The organism is Nocardioides conyzicola, assembly GCF_039543825.1.
In the GTDB taxonomy this organism is placed as follows: Bacteria; Actinomycetota; Actinomycetes; order Propionibacteriales; family Nocardioidaceae; genus Nocardioides; species Nocardioides conyzicola.
Genome location: NZ_BAABKM010000002.1, coordinates 1,300,472 through 1,317,427 on the forward strand (window position 1 = coordinate 1,300,472; position 16,956 = coordinate 1,317,427).

At 71.9% G+C, this 16,956-nt stretch carries 16 protein-coding genes and 1 tRNA gene; 6 read left to right on the forward strand and 11 right to left on the reverse strand.

Annotated features, from left to right (window positions below):
• Positions 1–204: 204 nt before the first annotated feature.
• The 4 genes from ABEA34_RS09415 to ABEA34_RS09430 form a co-directional block, all read right to left on the reverse strand.
• Positions 205–597, reverse strand: a complete 393-nt coding sequence (locus ABEA34_RS09415; RefSeq protein WP_345520993.1) for a hypothetical protein — start codon at positions 595–597, stop codon at positions 205–207.
• Between the two features lie 70 nt (positions 598–667).
• Positions 668–1,915 (reverse strand): HNH endonuclease signature motif containing protein, encoded by a 1,248-nt coding sequence (locus tag ABEA34_RS09420; RefSeq protein WP_345520994.1) that lies wholly within the window; start codon positions 1,913–1,915, stop codon positions 668–670.
• A gap of 252 nt (positions 1,916–2,167) precedes the next feature.
• Positions 2,168–2,782: an alpha/beta hydrolase gene (locus tag ABEA34_RS09425; protein ID WP_345520995.1), complete on the reverse strand. Its 615-nt coding sequence runs from the start codon at positions 2,780–2,782 to the stop codon at positions 2,168–2,170.
• A gap of 38 nt (positions 2,783–2,820) precedes the next feature.
• Positions 2,821–3,174: an STAS domain-containing protein gene (locus tag ABEA34_RS09430; RefSeq protein ID WP_345520996.1), complete on the reverse strand. Its 354-nt coding sequence runs from the start codon at positions 3,172–3,174 to the stop codon at positions 2,821–2,823.
• Between the two features lie 166 nt (positions 3,175–3,340).
• Here ABEA34_RS09430 and ABEA34_RS09435 point away from each other — a divergent pair, with 166 nt between their 5' ends.
• From ABEA34_RS09435 to ABEA34_RS09445, 3 genes are read left to right on the forward strand one after another with little or no spacing between them, the layout of a single operon-like run.
• A complete protein-coding gene (locus tag ABEA34_RS09435; RefSeq protein WP_345520997.1) occupies positions 3,341–4,843 on the forward strand; it encodes a class I adenylate-forming enzyme family protein in 1,503 nt (500 codons plus the stop codon).
• Between the two features lie 20 nt (positions 4,844–4,863).
• Positions 4,864–6,207 (forward strand): MFS transporter, encoded by a 1,344-nt coding sequence (locus tag ABEA34_RS09440; RefSeq protein WP_345520998.1) that lies wholly within the window; start codon positions 4,864–4,866, stop codon positions 6,205–6,207.
• Positions 6,204–6,815, forward strand: a complete 612-nt coding sequence (locus tag ABEA34_RS09445; RefSeq protein ID WP_345520999.1) for a hypothetical protein — start codon at positions 6,204–6,206, stop codon at positions 6,813–6,815. Before ABEA34_RS09440 ends, ABEA34_RS09445 begins: the two co-directional genes overlap by 4 nt.
• 7 nt (positions 6,816–6,822) lie before the next feature.
• Here the strand turns inward: ABEA34_RS09445 and ABEA34_RS09450 are convergent, their stop codons facing one another.
• From ABEA34_RS09450 to ABEA34_RS09460, 3 genes are all read right to left on the reverse strand, one after another.
• Complete coding sequence (locus ABEA34_RS09450; protein WP_345521000.1) at positions 6,823–7,695, reverse strand: universal stress protein; 873 nt, start codon at positions 7,693–7,695, stop codon at positions 6,823–6,825.
• Positions 7,696–7,865: 170 nt separating this feature from the next.
• A tRNA-Thr gene (locus ABEA34_RS09455) sits at positions 7,866–7,941 on the reverse strand.
• A gap of 185 nt (positions 7,942–8,126) precedes the next feature.
• Positions 8,127–8,309 carry a hypothetical protein gene (locus ABEA34_RS09460; RefSeq protein ID WP_345521001.1) on the reverse strand — a complete coding sequence of 61 codons (183 nt, stop codon included), beginning with the start codon at positions 8,307–8,309 and terminating at the stop codon, positions 8,127–8,129.
• A 131-nt stretch (positions 8,310–8,440) separates the two neighbouring features.
• On the opposite strand from ABEA34_RS09460, the gene ABEA34_RS09465 reads away from it, so the two are divergent.
• Positions 8,441–9,358 carry a LysR family transcriptional regulator gene (locus ABEA34_RS09465; protein ID WP_345521002.1) on the forward strand — a complete coding sequence of 306 codons (918 nt, stop codon included), beginning with the start codon at positions 8,441–8,443 and terminating at the stop codon, positions 9,356–9,358.
• 18 nt (positions 9,359–9,376) lie between these two features.
• Positions 9,377–9,769, forward strand: a complete 393-nt coding sequence (locus ABEA34_RS09470) for a limonene-1,2-epoxide hydrolase family protein (protein ID WP_345521003.1) — start codon at positions 9,377–9,379, stop codon at positions 9,767–9,769.
• A gap of 9 nt (positions 9,770–9,778) precedes the next feature.
• Here the strand turns inward: ABEA34_RS09470 and ABEA34_RS09475 are convergent, their stop codons facing one another.
• The 3 genes from ABEA34_RS09475 to tmk all read right to left on the reverse strand — a co-directional run bounded on the left by ABEA34_RS09475 (position 9,779) and on the right by tmk (position 13,207).
• On the reverse strand, positions 9,779–11,335 hold the full coding sequence (locus tag ABEA34_RS09475) for an alpha/beta hydrolase (protein WP_345521004.1): 1,557 nt from the start codon (positions 11,333–11,335) through the stop codon (positions 9,779–9,781).
• Positions 11,332–12,486 (reverse strand): DNA polymerase III subunit delta', encoded by a 1,155-nt coding sequence (locus ABEA34_RS09480; RefSeq protein WP_345521005.1) that lies wholly within the window; start codon positions 12,484–12,486, stop codon positions 11,332–11,334. The genes ABEA34_RS09475 and ABEA34_RS09480 overlap by 4 nt, the downstream gene beginning before the upstream one ends.
• A gap of 67 nt (positions 12,487–12,553) precedes the next feature.
• Positions 12,554–13,207: a dTMP kinase gene (gene tmk / locus ABEA34_RS09485; RefSeq protein ID WP_345521006.1), complete on the reverse strand. Its 654-nt coding sequence runs from the start codon at positions 13,205–13,207 to the stop codon at positions 12,554–12,556.
• Between the two features lie 185 nt (positions 13,208–13,392).
• Here tmk and ABEA34_RS09490 point away from each other — a divergent pair, with 185 nt between their 5' ends.
• Entirely contained in the window at positions 13,393–14,094 is a 702-nt protein-coding gene (locus tag ABEA34_RS09490; RefSeq protein ID WP_345521007.1) for a DUF4097 family beta strand repeat-containing protein, read from the forward strand.
• Positions 14,095–14,118: 24 nt separating this feature from the next.
• Here ABEA34_RS09490 and topA read toward each other — a convergent pair whose 3' ends face one another.
• Positions 14,119–16,824: a type I DNA topoisomerase gene (gene topA, locus ABEA34_RS09495; RefSeq protein WP_345521008.1), complete on the reverse strand. Its 2,706-nt coding sequence runs from the start codon at positions 16,822–16,824 to the stop codon at positions 14,119–14,121.
• Positions 16,825–16,956: the final 132 nt, after the last annotated feature.

Sequence of the window (16,956 nt, forward strand, 5' to 3'; positions counted from 1 at the left end):
CGGCAGATGCAGTCGCTGGCAAGCGCGGACTTCGAGATCGCTCGCTACGCCATCCCGGTGTCTGAGATCGGCCTGCAGGACGACGCCGACGAAGCCGTTCGTCAGACCCTCAAGACACAAGCACGTGCCAAAGCGTGTGCTGCACTGGGGTGACCGATCATCGGCTTGACCTCGCGATATCAGCGGCAGGTCAGTGCGGTCTGATCAGGCGTTGATGACCCACCGCTGCAACGCTTCGACGACCTCCGGGTGACCGTTTCCGTCACCACTCGCCCACGGATCCGAGGCATTCCCCTGTAGCCAAGTAAGCAAGTCGAATGGATCGGCGTGACCACCTGCCTCGAGCGGTGCACGCACCATCTCCTCGTCGGGGAGATCGTCGGGCCAGCGCCGCCACCCGATGCCGTCGACCGTGTCGAAGATGATCCAGTCGGGCGACTGATTGAGCGTGACGCAGGCACAGATGGTCAGGGCATGCTGAGCGCGTCCCTGCCAAGTGCCCGCAGGGTGGCGCGACGCCGCATCGCCCAGCAGGACCTCGATGCTCTCGGCAGTTGGATCCCGCGCTGGTCGGCTTTGCGACCGCTTTCCGAACATCGACGAGACGGTAGTCCCCGTGCGAACCGTCGCCCGCACATCTGCGTGAGAGTGCGTCGGGGCAATCGGCCTAGCACCTGCGGTGCAAGCTGACTTTGCCGGTGGGTTGATGGGTGGTCTCGTAGGTCGGGTCGTGGGCTCTTGCATGGTGTCGGGGGCAGAGCAAGCCGCCGTTGTCGAGGTCGGTGTCGCCGTCGTCGGCCCATCTCTGCCAGTGGTGCCCGTGGCACATCCAGGGTGGCCAGTCGCACCCGTCGGCGACGCAGCCGCCGTCACGGATGGCCATGGCGGTGAGCTGGGCTTTGGTGAAGAACCGCTTGGCGCGGCCGACGTCGAGGATCTCCGACTTGCCGTTGAGGACGACGGGGAGGATCCGGGCCGTGCACGCGAGCCGGCGGACCTGGCTGGGGCTGATGCGCTCGCCGGTGTCGAGCACCCCGGCCTTCTGCAGCTTGCCGGTCAACACGTCGACGTCGATGTGGATCACGATCGTGGCGTCGGTGCCGCCGACCCTCGGGAGATCCTTCGCGGAGATCCGTTCGATGAGCTCGGCGAACGCGCGGCCCATCCGCTCAGGACCCGGGCGTCGTACGACGCCGGCGCCGTGGGTCGCGGCCTGATGCTTCGGTGCCGCAATCGCCAGCAGCATCTTCTTGAGCATCGCGGCCTGGACCGTCGGGAGGGTGAACCGGGCGTGGGTCTTGCCGTGGCCGTCGTCGGTCATCGTGAGCCGCATCGCCTGCGCGGCCTTGGCCTCCTCCTTCTCGAGGAGGTCGGCCTCGTGTTGGTCCGCCAGGTCCGGCGCCACCACTTCCAACAGGCGACGGCCGAGGATCCGCAAGGTCTTCGCGTCATGCTCGGCAGCCGCCTCGACGAGATGACGCTCCGCCCGGATCACCAGGTCGGTGTCCAGATCGTCGGGCAGCTCCTTGACCGCCCGGACGATGACCTGCGCCTGCTCCGGGCGGAGGTCACCTGCAGCGAGGGCGTCTCGGACCACGTCGTGGGTGTCCAGGTCGTAGCCGAGGCTCACGGTCCGGTGGGCCTCCGACCGGGTGAGCCGGGTCTGATGAGCGAGCCAGGTCGCGGTGGAGGTCGCGCCGGTCTCGGTGCCGACCTGCAGCTCGTCGGCGTGCCGGGCGACCCGGGCGCGGAGCTCGACGACCTGGGCCTCGAGCTTCGTCAGCTCCACCAGCGTCGACGCCGCTTCGCCAGAGGACATGGACCACACCGACGCGTCCACCAGGGCGTCGACGATCCCGCGCATCCGCGCGGTCGCCGAGGCCACCTGGTGGTGGGGCGTGGTCATCGCTGTCATGTGACAAGCCAAGCACTGGCCACCGACAGTCAGAGGCCTCAGAAGGCCTTATCCACAGGGTTGCGGGTAACGAAAAGATCACGATCATCGGCGTTCATCCACACCCGACGGGTGCGCCTGTGGAGCTCCTCGTACGAGCGTTCAAGCAACCGGAGAGCCGGGCGCCGACCGCAACCCACCACCCGCCGTACCCGCGTAGCTGCCTATCGGCGGCCAACCCGAGCGGACCCGCAGGCCGCCGGGATTCGGCCCTCAGTCCCGCACGCACCCCAGCAACGACGACAGCACGAAGTCAGTAGCGGCACGCTCGAAGCGAGAGCCGTGCCGGAGCATGGCGTGCTTGCCTCCCTCGACCGGGAGGAAGGTGGCAGAGGGGATCGCGGACGCGACGACCCGCGCGCGCTCGGGAGAGGCGACCCGGTCGTCGGTGCCGTGCACGACCAGCACGTCTCGTCCGGTGAGGTCGGCGCGGTCGGTCGGGTAGACCCACGGGTTGAGCGCGACGACGGTGCGGACACCCGGCAGCGCGCCGGCCAGCAGCGCCGCCCGGCCGCCGAGCGAGTGACCGACCAGTCCGACGGGGACGTCGCCGTACCGCTCCCGCACCTGGGCGAGCGCCCAGGCGACGTCGTCGACGGGAGTGTGCGAGGCGTCCCAGCCACGGTGGGTGTTGAGCAGGCGCAGCACGGCGACCCGCCCGCGACCGGCCCGCGCGATCCGACGCGCGACCGGGACCATCCGCAGCACGGACAGCTGGGCCGGGCTGACGGCGGGACTGCCTGGTCGTGACGCGCCGCCGTGCAGCACGAGCACGACCGCATCCGGACGAGCCGGGGCGTACGTCGTGACCAGACGGGCGGTGGACATGGGACCAGTCTGCCGACCGACCCCAGCGCGCGCGGTCGCTACCCGACGCTCTCGAGGCGGGGCGCGGCGGAGTCGTCCGGGAGCAGGTGCAGGTCGAACGCGTGACCGAGGCCCGCGATGCGGGCGACCTTGCGGAACCGTCCGCTGGCCGCGACCACCGAGACCGCACCGCCGTGCGGCATGACGCTGTTCCTGAGCCGCACCAGCAGGCTCAGGCCGCCGGCGTCGACGAAGGACACCGCGTCGAGGTCGACGTCGAACGAGAAGCAACCGGAAGAGACCGCCTCGTCGAGGCGGTCCTGCAGCCGGATCGCGCTGAAGGCATCGAGCTCGCCCTTCAGGACGAGGTGCGCATGGGGCGAATGGAGAGCGAGTGCTGAGAAGAGGTTCATCTGGGTCCCACAATGTGTGAAGCGACCCGGGACCATGGCACTTGTTTGGGACCCGTCCCGGCTGCTCTCGACGCTACGGGTGGCCCACCACCCCCGCTACACCCCTAGAGGGGGCTGCCGGCCGGGTCGCGCGCCATCGCCAGGAGGCACGAGGTAGACCTGGGACATGAGCAACCTGGCCGACGCCGTCTTCGAGCACGCGACCGACGACCCGGCGCGGGTCGCCGTCCGCGCCGGCGACGAGACCATGACGTACGGCGAGCTGCGGGGCCTGGTCGCGTCGTACGCCGGCCGCGTCGTCGACGCCGGCATCCGGCCGGGCGACCGGGTGGTGCTGATCGCGCCGACGGTGCCCGAGTTCGTCGCCGCCTACTACGGGCTGCACGCGGCGGGAGCCGTGCTGATCACGATGAACGTGATGGCCACCGCGCCGGAGATCGGCTACGTGCTCGAGGACGCCGACGCCTCGCTGGTGGTGGCGTGGCACGAGTCGACTGCTGCGGCGACCGGGGCGGCAGCCGAGCGCGGCGTACCTCTGTGGACACTGGGCGATCTCGCGGACTGGCCGCAGGGGCGGCCGCTGCCGGAGCCCGTCGACCGCGCCGGCGACGAGACCGCGATCATCATCTACACGTCGGGCACGACCGGGCGCCCCAAGGGTGCCGAGCTCGGCGTCAGCGGGATCTTCGCGCTGGTCGAGGCGGCCCGTCAGCGGCTCGCCTTCGACCCGGCGAACGACCGCGTGGGGACGGCGCTGCCGCTCTTCCACGTGTACGGACAGCTGATCGTCCTGCACATCGCGATCTCCCTCGGCGCCCCGGTCTCGCTGCTGCACCCGTTCGACGCGGGCCGGCTGCTCGCGATGATCCGCGACCACCGCCTGACCATCGTCTCGGGCGTGCCGGCCATGTGGAACGCCATGCTCCACGACCCCGGCGACTGGAGCCCTGACGACTTCACGCAGCTCCGGATGGCCTCGTCGGGCGGGGCGTCCCTGCCGGCGGAGGCGATCCGGGCCTTCCAGGAGCGCTTCGGCGTCCGGATCCGCGAGGGCTACGGCCTCAGCGAGACGTCCGGGTGGGCGACCTCCACGCCCCACGACCAGGAGCCGAAGGTCGGCGCCGTCGGCCGCGCCGTACCCGGCATGCGGCTGGAGGTGCGCGACCCCGACGGCCGCCCTGTGCCGACGGGCGAGGTCGGCGAGGTGTGGGTCAGCGGGCCGATCGTGATGAAGGGCTACTGGCGCAACCCGGAGGCCTCCGCCGAGGCGATCCAGGACGGGTGGCTGCGCACCGGCGACCTCGGCACCCTCGACGAGGACGGCGACCTGCGGATCGTCGACCGGCTCAAGGAGCTGATCATCCGTGGCGGCTACAACGTCTACCCGCGCGAGGTCGAGGAGGTCCTCTACCAGCACCCCGACATCGTCGAGGCCGCCGTCGTCGGCGTCGCGGACCCGACGTACGGCGAGGAGGTGGCCGCCGCGATCGTGCTCCGCGACGGCGCCACCCTCCCGACCGACGAGCTCCGCACCTGGGCCAAGGAGCGGCTCAGCGCCTACAAGGTGCCCCATCTCGTGCAGGTGCTTCCCGCGCTGCCCAAGGGCCCGTCCGGCAAGATCCTGAAACGCGCCATCGACCGCGCCGACTTCCGCACGCCGTCGGAGTAGAGGGCTGCGAGGATGACCCGGTGCGTCGCGCCGTAGGCCCTCTCCTCGCGGTGACCGTGGCGATGGTCCTCGCGGACTCCGCGGTCGTGACGCTCGCCCTGCCCGACATCCTCCGGCACCTCGACACGACCGTCGCGCAGGTCGCCTGGGTGCTGATCTCGTTCAACCTGGTGCTCGGGCTCGTCGCCGTCCCGGCGGCCCTGCTCTTCCACCGCGGGCAGCCGCGCATCCTCACCGCCGCCGGCATCGCGGTCTTCGCCGCCGCCTCCGCGTGGTGTGCGGTGGCGCCGACGATCGAGGTGCTGATCGCCGCCCGGTGCGTGCAGGCGCTCGGCGGGGCCCTGGCGCTGGTCGGGTGCCTCGAGCTCCTGGTCGGGCTGTACGGCGAGCGCCGGGCGATCGCCACCTGGGTCACGGCCGGCGTCATCGGCACCGCCGCCGGGCCGGTCGTCGGCGGGCTGCTCACCCAGGCGATCTCGTGGCAGTCGATCTTCGTCGTGCAGGTCCCGGTCGCGGTGCTGGCGGTTCCGGCCGCCCTCACCGTCCGCGCCGTCCTCGTGCCCGCCTCGGACCGGCACCGACCGGCGATCCGTCCCAACCTGACCCTCGCCCTGCTGTCAGCGGCGCTGACGGCGGCGCTGTTCCTGCTGGTGCTGCTCCTCGTCGACGGCTGGCAGCACTCGCCGGCGGCCGCGGCGCTGACCGTCTCCGTCGTCCCCGTCGCTGCGGTCGCCGCCCGCCCGCTGGCCCGGCTGCTGCCGGGTCCGCGGGAGGTCGAGGTCGCGACGGGATGCTTCCTCGTCGCCGGTGGGCTGGTCGGCCTGGCGCTGCTGCCCTCCGCGGCGCTCGGCTGGACGGTCGCGCCCCAGGCCCTGGTCGGCCTCGGCCTCGGCCTGACCGTCGACCGGCTCACCGCGCAGGCGTTGCACCTGCGCTTCCCCCGGGTCGAGCACGCCGGCTGGACGATCAGCGCCCGCCACCTCGGCGTGGTCGTCGGGCTGGCGATCCTGACGCCGGTCTTCACCGGAGACCTCCAGGACGCCCAGGTCCCGGCGCAGGAGGCGATCACGTCGCTCGTGCTCGACGCCCCGTTGCCCGCAGACGACAAGGTCGCCCTGGCCCAGGCGCTCGGCGGGGAGCTCGCGGACCAGCAGGGCCAGGTGCCCGACCTGCACCACGCCTTCGTCGCCGCGGACTTCGCCCCCGGGTCCCGGGCCGCGGCCGCGCAGCTCGAGCGCGACCTCGACGTACAGCTGGAGAGCGCAGCGACCCGCGCCTTCCGCGACTCGTTCCTGGTCGGCGCCGGCCTCGCTCTGCTCGCCCTGCTGGCCGTGGTCGTCCCCGGCGGGCGGCGGCGGTCGTGAACGCCCGTCTCCGCGCCGCCGGCCTGCCCGCTCTCGCGCTGGTCCTGGTCGGCGGCGTGCTCTCGGTCCAGGTCGCGTACGGCGGCGGGGAGTTCGAGCCGCTCCGACCGTCCGACCCGTGCGCGGCCCGGACGGTGACGTCGCAGTCCGAGGGCATCGACGCCCTGACCGAGCGGCTGGTCCTGATCGGCCTCGACAACGCGGCCTGCCAGCTCGGGGTCAGCCGCGAGGCGCTCACGCTCGAGCTCGCGCAGGGCGGCACCCGGACGGACGCCGAGATCGACGCCCTGCGCTCCGGTCTGCTCGCTGCCGTCGACCAGATGGACGAGGAGGGGTCCCTGCCGCCGGCGTCCGAGCTGGCCGACGAGGCTCTCGACAACGCCGGCCTCAACCGCTTCCTCGAGGCCCTGGTCCGCGCGATCCCCGACTCCGTGATCGACGCCGCACTGAAGACCGACGACGTCCTGACCCGCGCGATCGACGAGCTCGACCTGCGGGCCCTGCTCGCGAACCTCGACGACCAGGGCGACCTCAACCGCCAGCTCGAGGCGGCCATCACCCAGGCCGTCAAGGACTCCCTCGTCGCCCGGCTGCGCGGCCTGGTCTGACCACCGCTCAGGCCAGACGGGCCTGCTGGCTGTGGACCCGATGCGCGTGCCGCGGCGCGGCGAGCAGCACGGGACAGGACGCCTCGCGGAGCACGGAGCGCGCCACCGGACCCAGCCGCGAGCCCACGGGGAGCAGGGGGTCGTGCCGGCCGAGCACGCACAGCGCGGCACCCGCGGACGTCTCGATCAGGGCCTCCCCGGGCCGGGCGTTGCGGACCTGCACCTCGACCGGGACGTCGTCGTACGCCGGCCGCAGGTCGGCCAGCGCCCGCTCGATCGCGTCGCTGAGGTGCTCCGATCGGGCGCGGTCCTCGACCTGGGACAGGGCTCGATCGCCCGTCCCCGGCGCCCGCCACCACGTGCTCACGACGGTCAGCCGTGCGCCGAGGGCGCAGGCGGCGGCGAAGGCCTCGAGCAGGACCTCGGCGCTGTCCTCGGGGTCGTCGACACCGACGACGACGCGCGGGGTGCCGCCGGGCCAGTCGTCCGGGACCGAGACGACCGGCGACGGGACGCGGGCGGCCACCCCACCGGTCACCGACCGGACGTACGGGTGGGTCCACCGGGACTCCGGACAGCGCCCGACGACCACGAGAGGTGCCTCCGTCGCGGCGGCCACCACGGCCGGGACGGCCGCCGACAGCGCCAGCGTCGAGGTCACCGGCACCCGAGCAGGGAGCAGGTCCGCGACCCCGTCGAGCGCCGCAGCGACGACCGCGGCGCCGTCGCGCATACGTTCCTCGTCCCCCTCGCCCGGTCCGGCCGCGTGCACGACGTGCAGGCCGACGCCCCGGCGCAGGCACTCGAGCGCGGCGTACTCGAGGGCGGCGCCGGAGCCACGTCGGCCTACGGCGACGACGACCGGTCGGGGTGTGTCCATGGTGGGTCTCCATTCCAGTTGACTCCACCGTCCGCCACGACGACGCACCTCTCCCAGGGACCAAGGACCCGGGACCGGGGGCCGCCGGTCCCCCTGGTCGATGAGCGCCGTCGATGGGTGCACCGACGACAACAGCCCCCGCCCGCGGCTGCGCGGATCAGGGGCTGTGGTGGAGCCGCCTGTCAGAATCGAACTGACGACCTTCTCATTACGAGTGAGATGCTCTACCGACTGAGCTAAGGCGGCGTGCTGCCCGAGGGCAACCCGGGAAAGTATAGGGAGGGCCGAGCCCGGTTGCGAAACCGGCATCGACCTCGACGTCGGGCCTCGAAATGCACGATGCCCGGATCGCACAGATCCGGGCACGGGCCCCGACCGGGCGACGAACGCGACTACGTCGTACGGCGGGTGGTGCGGGTGAGCCGAGGGGCTCAGGCGGCGAGCGCGACCTTCGAGGTCGACACGGTCTTCTTGCCGGTGACCAGGGCCTGCTCGGCGCCGCACCAGCAGGTGAAGGCGACGACGATCCCGGCGTCGGTGTTGACCATGGAGGTCACCTGGCTCGGGAAGATGAGCTGACGCTTCTCGCACGCGGTGCACTGGTGGTCGAACATGGTGGACCTCACTCTCGATCTCCGGGACGGGGCTCATGCCGCCGTCGATGCCTCCATCCTGCAACGGATGTAGACATAGGGGTAGCCTTAGTTTCCTTCGACAAGCCAAGGTTCTACCTAGAGGTGTGATCGTGCTCTCCCTGCATCAGCTGACCTGCTTCTTGACGACGTACGAGCACGGGTCGCTGACCGCCGCGGCCGAGGAGCTCGGCTACGCGCAGCCGTCGGTGTCGGAGCAGATCCGCTCGCTGGAGAAGTCGCTCGGCGTGCAGCTCTTCCGCCGGGTCGGCCGCGGCGTGGTGCCGACGACGGTCGCCGACACCCTGCGCCCGCACGCGGAGAAGGTGCTGGCCGCCGTCGAGGACGCCCAGCAGTCGGTCCGGCGGGTGAAGAGCTTTGAGACCGGGACGATCCGGTTCGGGATGTTCGGCACCGCCCGGTTGTACGCCGGCGCGGGGCTGGTCGCCGACGTGCTGTCGCGCTACCCCGGCGTGCGGGTGGAGCTGATCGGCCAGAACTCGACGGACGTCCAGGAGGACCTCCGCCGCGGCCGCATCGAGGCGGCGATGATCGCCGTACCGTCCGTCAGCAGCGAGGGCTTCGAGGTCACCCCGGTGGCGCGTGACGAGCTCGTCTACATCAGCGCCGACCCGTCGCACCTCGAGACGCCGGTGACCGCCCACCGGCTCTCGCTCGCGTCGCTGGTGATGCCGGAGACGACCTGGCGCGCCGACGACTCCACCCGCCGGGTGCTGCGGCAGATGATGCACGAGACCGGTCGCAACCCGCAGACCCGGATCGAGGTCGAGGACGTCGAGACCGCGGTCGAGCTGGTCGGGATGGGGTACGCCGACTCCGTCATCCCCAAGGGCGCCGCCGTCCAGCTGATCCCCCGGCTCGCGCCGAAGGCGGGCTGGGTGTCGCTGCGGCCGCGCCAGTACGACATGTTCGCCATCGTGCACCGCGCGGGCGCGACCCTCTCCCCCGCCGCCCAGCTGATGATCCAGCTGGCGACCACCCGGATCCAGGCCATCGCCGATCCCTTGTGAGCGGCCTAGGCTCGTGACATGACCGCTGAGACCGTCGTACGGGAGCTGCTCGACCACCTCGCCGCCGGGGAGGTGGACGAGGCCGTCGACCTGCTGGACGTCGAGGTCGTCTGGCGCAACACGATGGTGCCCGACCTCCGCGGGCCCCAGGTGGCGAAGGCCCTGCGCGACATGGTCGCGCGCGGCATCGGCTTCGAGGTCGTCCACCACCACGTGGCGACCGACGGCGACGTCGTGCTCACCGACCGGACCGACGTGCTGTCCTACGGCCGGTGGCGCAGTGAGTTCAAGGTGCGCGGCACCTTCGAGGTCCGCGACGGCAAGGTCGTCGTCTGGGACGACGCGTTCAGCTGGGCCGAGGGGATCGGCTCCGGCGTCGTCGGACTGGTCAAGAGCATCCTGCCGCGCTGACGCGGCGCTCTAGCAGGAGAGCCCGTCCTCCGGCACCACGCCGGCGAGGAAGTAGTCGTCGACCGCGTCGTCCACGCAGTCGTTGCCCTCGGTGTAGCCGGTGTGCCCGTCGCCGTCACGACTGACCAGGACACCGGAGTCGAGCTGCCTGGCCAGGCTCTGGGCCCAGGCGTACGGCGTGGCCGGGTCGCGGGTCGTGCCGATCACGACGATCGGAGCCGCACCCGCGGCCGTGACGTGGCGGGCCGGCTCGGTCGACCTCACCTGCATCCCGCCGCAGCCGGTGAGTCCCCACGCGAACACGGAGCCGAAGGTCGGCGACGCCTTCTCGAAGTCCGCCAGGTTGGCCGGCACCTTCGAGGCAGGGATCGACCACGGGTCGTCGAGGCAGCTGATCGCGTAGAACGCCTCGGAGCTGTTGTCCGTGTAGCCGTTGGTGCCGCGCGACGAGTAGAGGTCGGAGAACCGGAGCAGCAGCGAGCCGTCGCCACCGATCGCCTGGGTCAGTCCCTGGGTGAGGGCCGGCCAGGAGTCCCGGCGGTAGAGCGGGAGCACCACGCCGTAGAAGGCGTTGCCCACGTCGAGCTCGCGGTCGCCGTCGGTCGGGAGCGGCTGGGCGTCGACGTCGTCGAGCAGCTGTCGGATCCGGTCCAGCCCGGCGTCGAGGCTGTCGCCGAGCACGCAGTCGCCCTCGTCGACGCAGTCCTGGACGTAGGCGCGCAACGCGGTCTCGAACCCGGCCGCCTGCTGGAGGCTGAGCGCGCGCGAGCTCAGCGCGAGGTCGACCGCACCGTCGAGGACCAGCCTCCCGACCCGGTCGGGGAAGAGGTCGGCGTACGTCGCGCCGAGCTTGGTGCCGTAGGACGCGCCGTAGTAGGTCAGCCGGGACTCGCCGAGCGCCGCGCGGAGCACGTCCATGTCGCGCGCCGCCTCGGTCGTGGTGACGTGCGCGGCGAGGGCACCCGACCGGTCCGCGCACCCGCGGCCGATCTCGTCGACGAAGCCCGTGTAGGTCTTCACCTCGGCGGGGGTGTCCGGGTCGGGGTCCTGCGCGACGTAGGCGTCCAGATCGTCGTCGGAGAGGCAGTCCACGGGAGTGCTCGCCCCGGTGCCGCGAGGGTCCATGCCGACGATGTCGTAGGCGTCGAGGACGGGCGCGCGGAAGACGGCGCCCGGGCTCGCGGCGCCGTCGGCGTAGTCCGTCGCCGGCGCGCCGGGGCCGCCGGGGTCGACGACGAGCGAGCCGAGCCGGCCGCGCGGGTCGGCGGCCGGCACCTTGAGCACGGCGAGCTCGATCGTCTCGCCGGCGGGCTTCGCGTAGTCGAGCGGGACCTCGAGGGTCGCGCAGAGCCGGTGGTCGCGGCACTGTTCCCAGGAGAGCTGCTGCGAGTAGAAGCGGGCCAGGCCGGGGGCGGGAGGCCGGGTCGCGTCCGGTTGCGGTGTCGTGGTCGGGACCGAGAGCGGGTCGGCGGGGTCGTCGCTCCCGCCGAGCAGGCTCAGGGCGGCGATGCCGACGCCGGTGAGGACGAGCGCGAGGATGAGGAGGAGCGCGACGGCGCGCTTCACCCGGCGCGCACCTCGGGCGCGACCAGGGCCAGCATCATCGCCTCCAGGGCGAGCGCCGGCTGGACGTTGAACTCGAGCATCTGCTCGCGGGCCTCGAAGATCGCCGCGATCCGGCGCAGCTGCACCTCGGGCGTGCCGGTGCGGGCCAGCAGCTCGACGTCACCGCGGATCTCCTCGTTGACCAGGGTGCCGGGCGCGCCTGCGGCGACCGCGATCGCGTCGCGGTAGACCGAGACCAGGTCCATCAGGCCACGGTCGACGACGTCGAGGTGGCGGCGCTTGGCACGGGTCTTCTGGTCCTTCTCCATGTCCCGGAGCGCGGGGGCGTACTCGCGCGGACGCCGCCCGCGCTCGACCACGCCGTACGCCGCGTCGAGGTCGGCCTTGTCGCGGGCGTCGAGCTCGGTGGTGATCGCCTCGGCCTCCTGCTTCGCGACGTCGTTGAGGGTCGAGGCGCGGCTCATGCAGGCGCCGAGCGAGGTGAGCTGGGCGGGGATCGCGACCACCTCGCGACGGCGGTTGCGGGTGTCCTCGTCGCGCGCGAGCGCGCGGGCCCGGCCGATGTGGCCCTGGCTGGCGCGCGCGGCGTACGACGCCAGCGCCTCGTTGACGCCGGTGGTACGGCGCAGGAAGTCGGCGACGGCGTCGGTGGTCGGGGTGGTGAGGGTGATCAGCCGGCAGCGCGAGCGGATCGTCGGCAGCACGTCGTCGACGGTGGGCGTGCAGAGCATCCACACGGTGTGCTCGGCGGGCTCCTCGATGGCCTTGAGCAGGGCGTTGCACGCGCCCTCGGTGAGCCGGTCGGCGTCCTCGATGATCACGATCTGCCAGCGCGGGCCGACCGGCCTGAGCGCCGAGCGGCGGACCAGGTCGCGCACCTCGTTGATGCCGATGGAGAGGCGTTCGGTGCGGACCACGGACACGTCCGCGTGCGAGCCGGCGAGCACCGTGTGGCAGGCGTGGCAGGTGCCGCAGCCGGGCGGGTCCTCCGCACACTGCAGGGCCGCGGCGAACGCGACCGCCGCGTTGGACCGTCCCGATCCCGGCGGGCCGGTGAAGAGGAAGGCGTGGCTCATGCCGTGCCCGGAGGCAGCGGCCTGCAGCGCCTCGACGGCCTTGCGCTGGCCGACCAGGTTGTCCCAGACCGTCATTCGGGGTCCCCGCGGCGTTGTTCGACGGAGGAGCGAAGCGGGGGAGACGAAGAACGTCGTGGGGTGATCATCGTTGCTTGGCCTGGGTCAGGAGGGGAGCCACCGCTGCCTGGATCTGCGCCGCGATCTCGTCGACGTCGGCGCGGGCGTCGAGCACGAGGTAGTGGTCGGGGTCGGACTTCGCCATCGCGACGAACGACTCGCGGACCCGCTCGTGGAACTCCACGGACTCGCCCTCGATCCGGTCGCGCCCGGCGAACCGGCTCAGCCCGTGGCGCGGGTCCAGGTCGAGCACCACGGTCAGGTGCGGACGCAGGTCGTGGGTGGCCCAGCGGGCGACGTGCTCGACCTCCTCGACCAGCAACGAGCGGCCGGCCCCCTGGTAGGCGAGGGTGGAGTCGACGTAGCGGTCGGTGATCACGACGTCGCCCCGCGCCAGCGCGGGCACCACGACCGTGTCGACGTGCTCGGCCTTGTCGGCGGCGTAGAGCAGCGTCTCGGTGCGGTCGGAGAGCTGACCGGTGGAGGGGCTGAGCACGATCCGGCGCAGCTCACGCCCGACGATCGTGTCGCCGGGCTCGAAGGTCAGGAGCACGGCGTACCCCTGCTCCTGCAGCCACTCCCGCAGCAGCCCGGACTGCGTCGACTTGCCCGACCCCTCGCCACCCTCGAAGCACACGAAGACCCCGGTGTCGGCGTACGTCCCCGGCCATCTGGTCACGCAGAGAACCTACGGGGCGGCGCCGACGGTTTCCACCGCGGCCCACGCGGCGCCCACCGCCCCGACTTCCCGACAGCAGGTAGACGCGACTACCGCTGACCGCGCAGACCGGCACCTCCGGTCCCGACCATCCTCGACGTAGACATCGACCGGCCACCCGGGCCGACCTGGAAGGACTGATCACCATGGGCGCTTTCGTCCGCACCGCTCTCGTCGTCCTGCTGGCCGCGTGCCTGGGCGTCGGCGGCTACCTCATCGGCAGTGACCGAGGCACGGACCCGGCCGCGGGGTCTCCCGCCGGAGCGGGCGCGGGCGCCGGCACGGCAGCCGGCCGGACCACCCCAGCAGGGAGCGAGCCGTCCGACGCACCCGCGCGGCGCGCCCTGCCCCAGCAGACGACGACCTCGGCGGGCCGCTGCAACGGAGCCCTGGTCCACGAGAAGGTCGGAGAGGTCACGGTCCCCGACGGCGCGCACTGCGTGCTGGTCGCGACCAGGGTCGGCAGCAACATCTCCGTCGGCCACGACGCCTCGCTCGAGCTGGTCAAATCCACCGCGGGCGGCGATGTCGAGGCCGAGGACGCCCGATCGGTCGCGGTGACGCGCAGCGGCGTGAGCGGCAACCTGCAGCTCGAGGGCGGCGGGTCGGCGTACCTCGTCGGCAGCCACGTCGACGGTGACGTCGAGTGGCAGGACCAGCACGGCCACCTGGTCGTCCGGCACAGCTCGGTCGGCGGCAACCTCGAGGCGACCGAGAACGCCGGGGACGTCACGATCCAGGGCACCAAGGTCGACGGCGACCTGGAGTGCGAGGGCAACCGGCCGGCGCCGGTCGGCGGCGACAACGTCGTTCGCGGCGACCGCAACGGCCAGTGCCACAGCCTGTGAGACCCGCCCCTGGACGGGCCGCGGTCAGGACTTCTTGGCCGCGGCCTTCTTGGTGGTCTTCTTGGCGGCGGTCTTCTTCGCGGCCGCCTTCTTGGCCGGGGCCTTCTTCGCGCCCTTCTTGGCCGCCTTCTTCGTGGCGGGGCCCTTGGCGCGGCGCTCGGCGAGCAGCTCGGCGGCGCGCTCGAGGGTGACGGCCTCGACGCTGTCGTCCTTGCGGAGGGTGGCGTTGTACTCGCCGTCGGTGACGTACTCGCCGAAGCGGCCCGCCTTCACGACGACCGGCTGGCCGGACACGGGGTCGTTGCCGAGCTCCTTGAGCGGCGGGGCCGCGGCGGCGCGGCCGCGCTGCTTGGGCTGGGCGTAGATGCGCAGCGCCTCGTCGAGCGTGATCGACAGCAGCTGGTCCTCCGAGGTCAGCGACCGCGAGTCGGTGCCCTTCTTGAGGTACGGGCCGTAGCGGCCGTTCTGTGCGGTGATCTCGTCGCCCGACTCGGGGTCGGCGCCGACGACGCGCGGCAGCGAGAGCAGCTTGAGGGCGTCGTCGAGGGTGATCGTGTCGAGCGACATCGACTTGAAGAGCGAGCCGGTGCGAGGCCGGTCGTTCTTCTTCGCGTCCTCGGGCAGCACCTCGGTGACGTAGGGGCCGAAGCGGCCGTTCTTCGCCACGACCTGCAGGCCCGAGTCCGGGTGCACGCCGAGCTCGATCTCCTCGCCGGCGGGGTTGGCGAGGAGCTCCTTGGCCTTCTCGAGGGTCAGCTCGTCGGGCGGGAGGTCGTCGGGCACGTTGGCGCGGGTGGCGAGCGGCGTGCCGTCCTCGTCCGGGCCCTCCAGGTAGGGGCCGTAGCGGCCGACCCGGAGGTTGATCCCGTTCTCCGGCTCACCGATCGGGAAGGTGGCCAGCTCGCGGGCGTCGATGTCGCCGAGCCCGTCGACCAGCGGCTTGAGCCCGGTCACGGTGTCGGAGCCGTAGTAGAACTCGCCGAGCTCGGTGCTGCGGTCCTTGCGACCGCCGGCGATCTCGTCGAGCACGTCCTCCATGCCGGCCGTGAACTCGTAGGAGATCTGGCGCGGGAAGTGCTCCTCCAGCAGGCGCGTCACCGAGAACGCCAGCCAGGCGGGCACCAGGGCGGTGCCCTTCTTGTAGACGTAGCCGCGGTCGATGATCGTCTTGATGATCGAGGCGTACGTCGAGGGGCGGCCGATCTCGCGGTCCTCGAGCTCCTTGATGAGCGTGGCCTCGGTGTAGCGGGCGGGCGGCTTGGTCTCGTGCCCGTTGGCGCTGAGCGAGGCGGCCGCGACGGCGTCGCCCTCGTGCAGGTCGGGCAGCGGCACCTGGTCGTCGTCGCTGCGCTTGCCGCCGTCGGTGCCCTCGACGTACGCCTTGAGGAAGCCGTGGAACGTGATGACCCGGCCGGACGCGGCGAAGACCACGTCGCGCCCGTCGGCGGCGGCGCCGCCGATCCGCACGGACACCGACTGGCCGACGGCGTCCTTCATCTGGGAGGCGACGGTGCGCATCCAGATCAGCTCGTAGAGCCGGAACTGCTCGCCGGTCAGGCCGGTCTGCGCCGGAGTCTGGAAGCTCTCGCCCGCCGGGCGGATCGCCTCGTGCGCCTCCTGGGCGTTCTTGACCTTGCTGGCGTAGGTGCGAGGAGCGTCCGGCAGGTACTCCGCGCCGTACAGCTCGCGCACCTGCGTCCGCGCCGCGCTGACCGCACCACCGGAGAGGGTGGTGGAGTCCGTGCGCATGTAGGTGATGAAGCCGTTCTCGTAGAGCCGCTGCGCGACCGACATGGTCACCGAGGCGGTCATCCCGAGCTTGCGGCCGGCCTCCTGCTGGAGGGTGGTCGTGCGGAAGGGGGCGTACGGCGAGCGCCGGTAGGGCTTGGCCTCCACCGAACGGACGTCGAACGTGGTGTCGCCGAGCGCCTCGACGAGCGCCTCTGCCGAGGTCCGGTCGAGGTGGACCCGCTCCTCCTTCTTGGACTTCAGCAGGCCGTCGGAGCCGAAGTCGGAGCCACCGGCGACGCGGCCGCCGTCGATCGAGTGGAGCTTGGCCGGGAACATCCGGGGCTCCTTGGACGCGCCGGCGTCGAAGGTGCCCTCGAGGTCCCAGTACGACGCGAGCCGGAACGCCATCCGGTCGCGCTCCTTGGCGACCACGAGCCGGGTGGCCACCGACTGCACGCGGCCGGCCGACAGGCCGGACATGACCTTCTTCCACAGCACGGGGCTGACCTCGTAGCCGTAGAGGCGGTCGAGGATGCGGCGCGCCTCCTGGGCCTCCACGAGGTCCATGTCGAGCTCGCGGGGGTTGTCGGCCGCGTCGAGGATCGCCTGCTTGGTGATCTCGTGGAAGACCATCCGCTTGACCGGGATGCCCTGCTTGGGCTTCAGCTCGTCGAGGAGGTGCCAGGCGATGGCCTCACCCTCGCGGTCCTCATCGGTGGCGAGGTAGAGCTCGTCGGCGTCCTTGAGGAGGCCCTTGAGCTTGGTGATGTGGGCCTTCTTGTCCCGCGGCACCACGTAGTAGGGCTCGAACCCGTTGTCGACGTCGACCGCCAGACGGCCCCACGGCTTGTCCTTGATCTTGGCCGGAGTGTCCGCAGCGCTCTGCGGGAGGTCGCGGATGTGGCCGATGGAGGACTCGACGACATAGCCCTGGCCGAGGTACTCGCCGATCTTGCGAGCCTTCGCCGGGGACTCGACGATCACCAACTTGTGGGCCACGGGTCTCTTTACTCCTGCTGCGTGATGGGGTGCTCCGGCTGGACACGGTAGCGCGAACACCTCGGAAGGCATTCCCGGCGGCCCTCAACGTTCCGGGCACTGCCGTCGTCAAGGGACAGTAGGTGAGAGCAC

What these genes read in the sequence shown, in the direction of transcription:
- ABEA34_RS09430 (WP_345520996.1), bottom strand. Translation starts at nt 3,174, where the DNA reads ATGAACCTCTTCTCAGCACTCGCTCTCCATTCGCCCCATGCGCACCTC.
- ABEA34_RS09490 (WP_345521007.1), top strand. Translation starts at nt 13,393, where the DNA reads ATGGGCGCTTTCGTCCGCACCGCTCTCGTCGTCCTGCTGGCCGCGTGC.
- ABEA34_RS09480 (WP_345521005.1), bottom strand. Translation starts at nt 12,486, where the DNA reads ATGACGGTCTGGGACAACCTGGTCGGCCAGCGCAAGGCCGTCGAGGCG.
- ABEA34_RS09460 (WP_345521001.1), bottom strand. Translation starts at nt 8,309, where the DNA reads ATGTTCGACCACCAGTGCACCGCGTGCGAGAAGCGTCAGCTCATCTTC.
- ABEA34_RS09450 (WP_345521000.1), bottom strand. Translation starts at nt 7,695, where the DNA reads ATGGACACACCCCGACCGGTCGTCGTCGCCGTAGGCCGACGTGGCTCC.
- ABEA34_RS09420 (WP_345520994.1), bottom strand. Translation starts at nt 1,915, where the DNA reads ATGACAGCGATGACCACGCCCCACCACCAGGTGGCCTCGGCGACCGCG.
- ABEA34_RS09415 (WP_345520993.1), bottom strand. Translation starts at nt 597, where the DNA reads ATGTTCGGAAAGCGGTCGCAAAGCCGACCAGCGCGGGATCCAACTGCC.
- ABEA34_RS09425 (WP_345520995.1), bottom strand. Translation starts at nt 2,782, where the DNA reads ATGTCCACCGCCCGTCTGGTCACGACGTACGCCCCGGCTCGTCCGGAT.
- ABEA34_RS09470 (WP_345521003.1), top strand. Translation starts at nt 9,377, where the DNA reads ATGACCGCTGAGACCGTCGTACGGGAGCTGCTCGACCACCTCGCCGCC.
- ABEA34_RS09435 (WP_345520997.1), top strand. Translation starts at nt 3,341, where the DNA reads ATGAGCAACCTGGCCGACGCCGTCTTCGAGCACGCGACCGACGACCCG.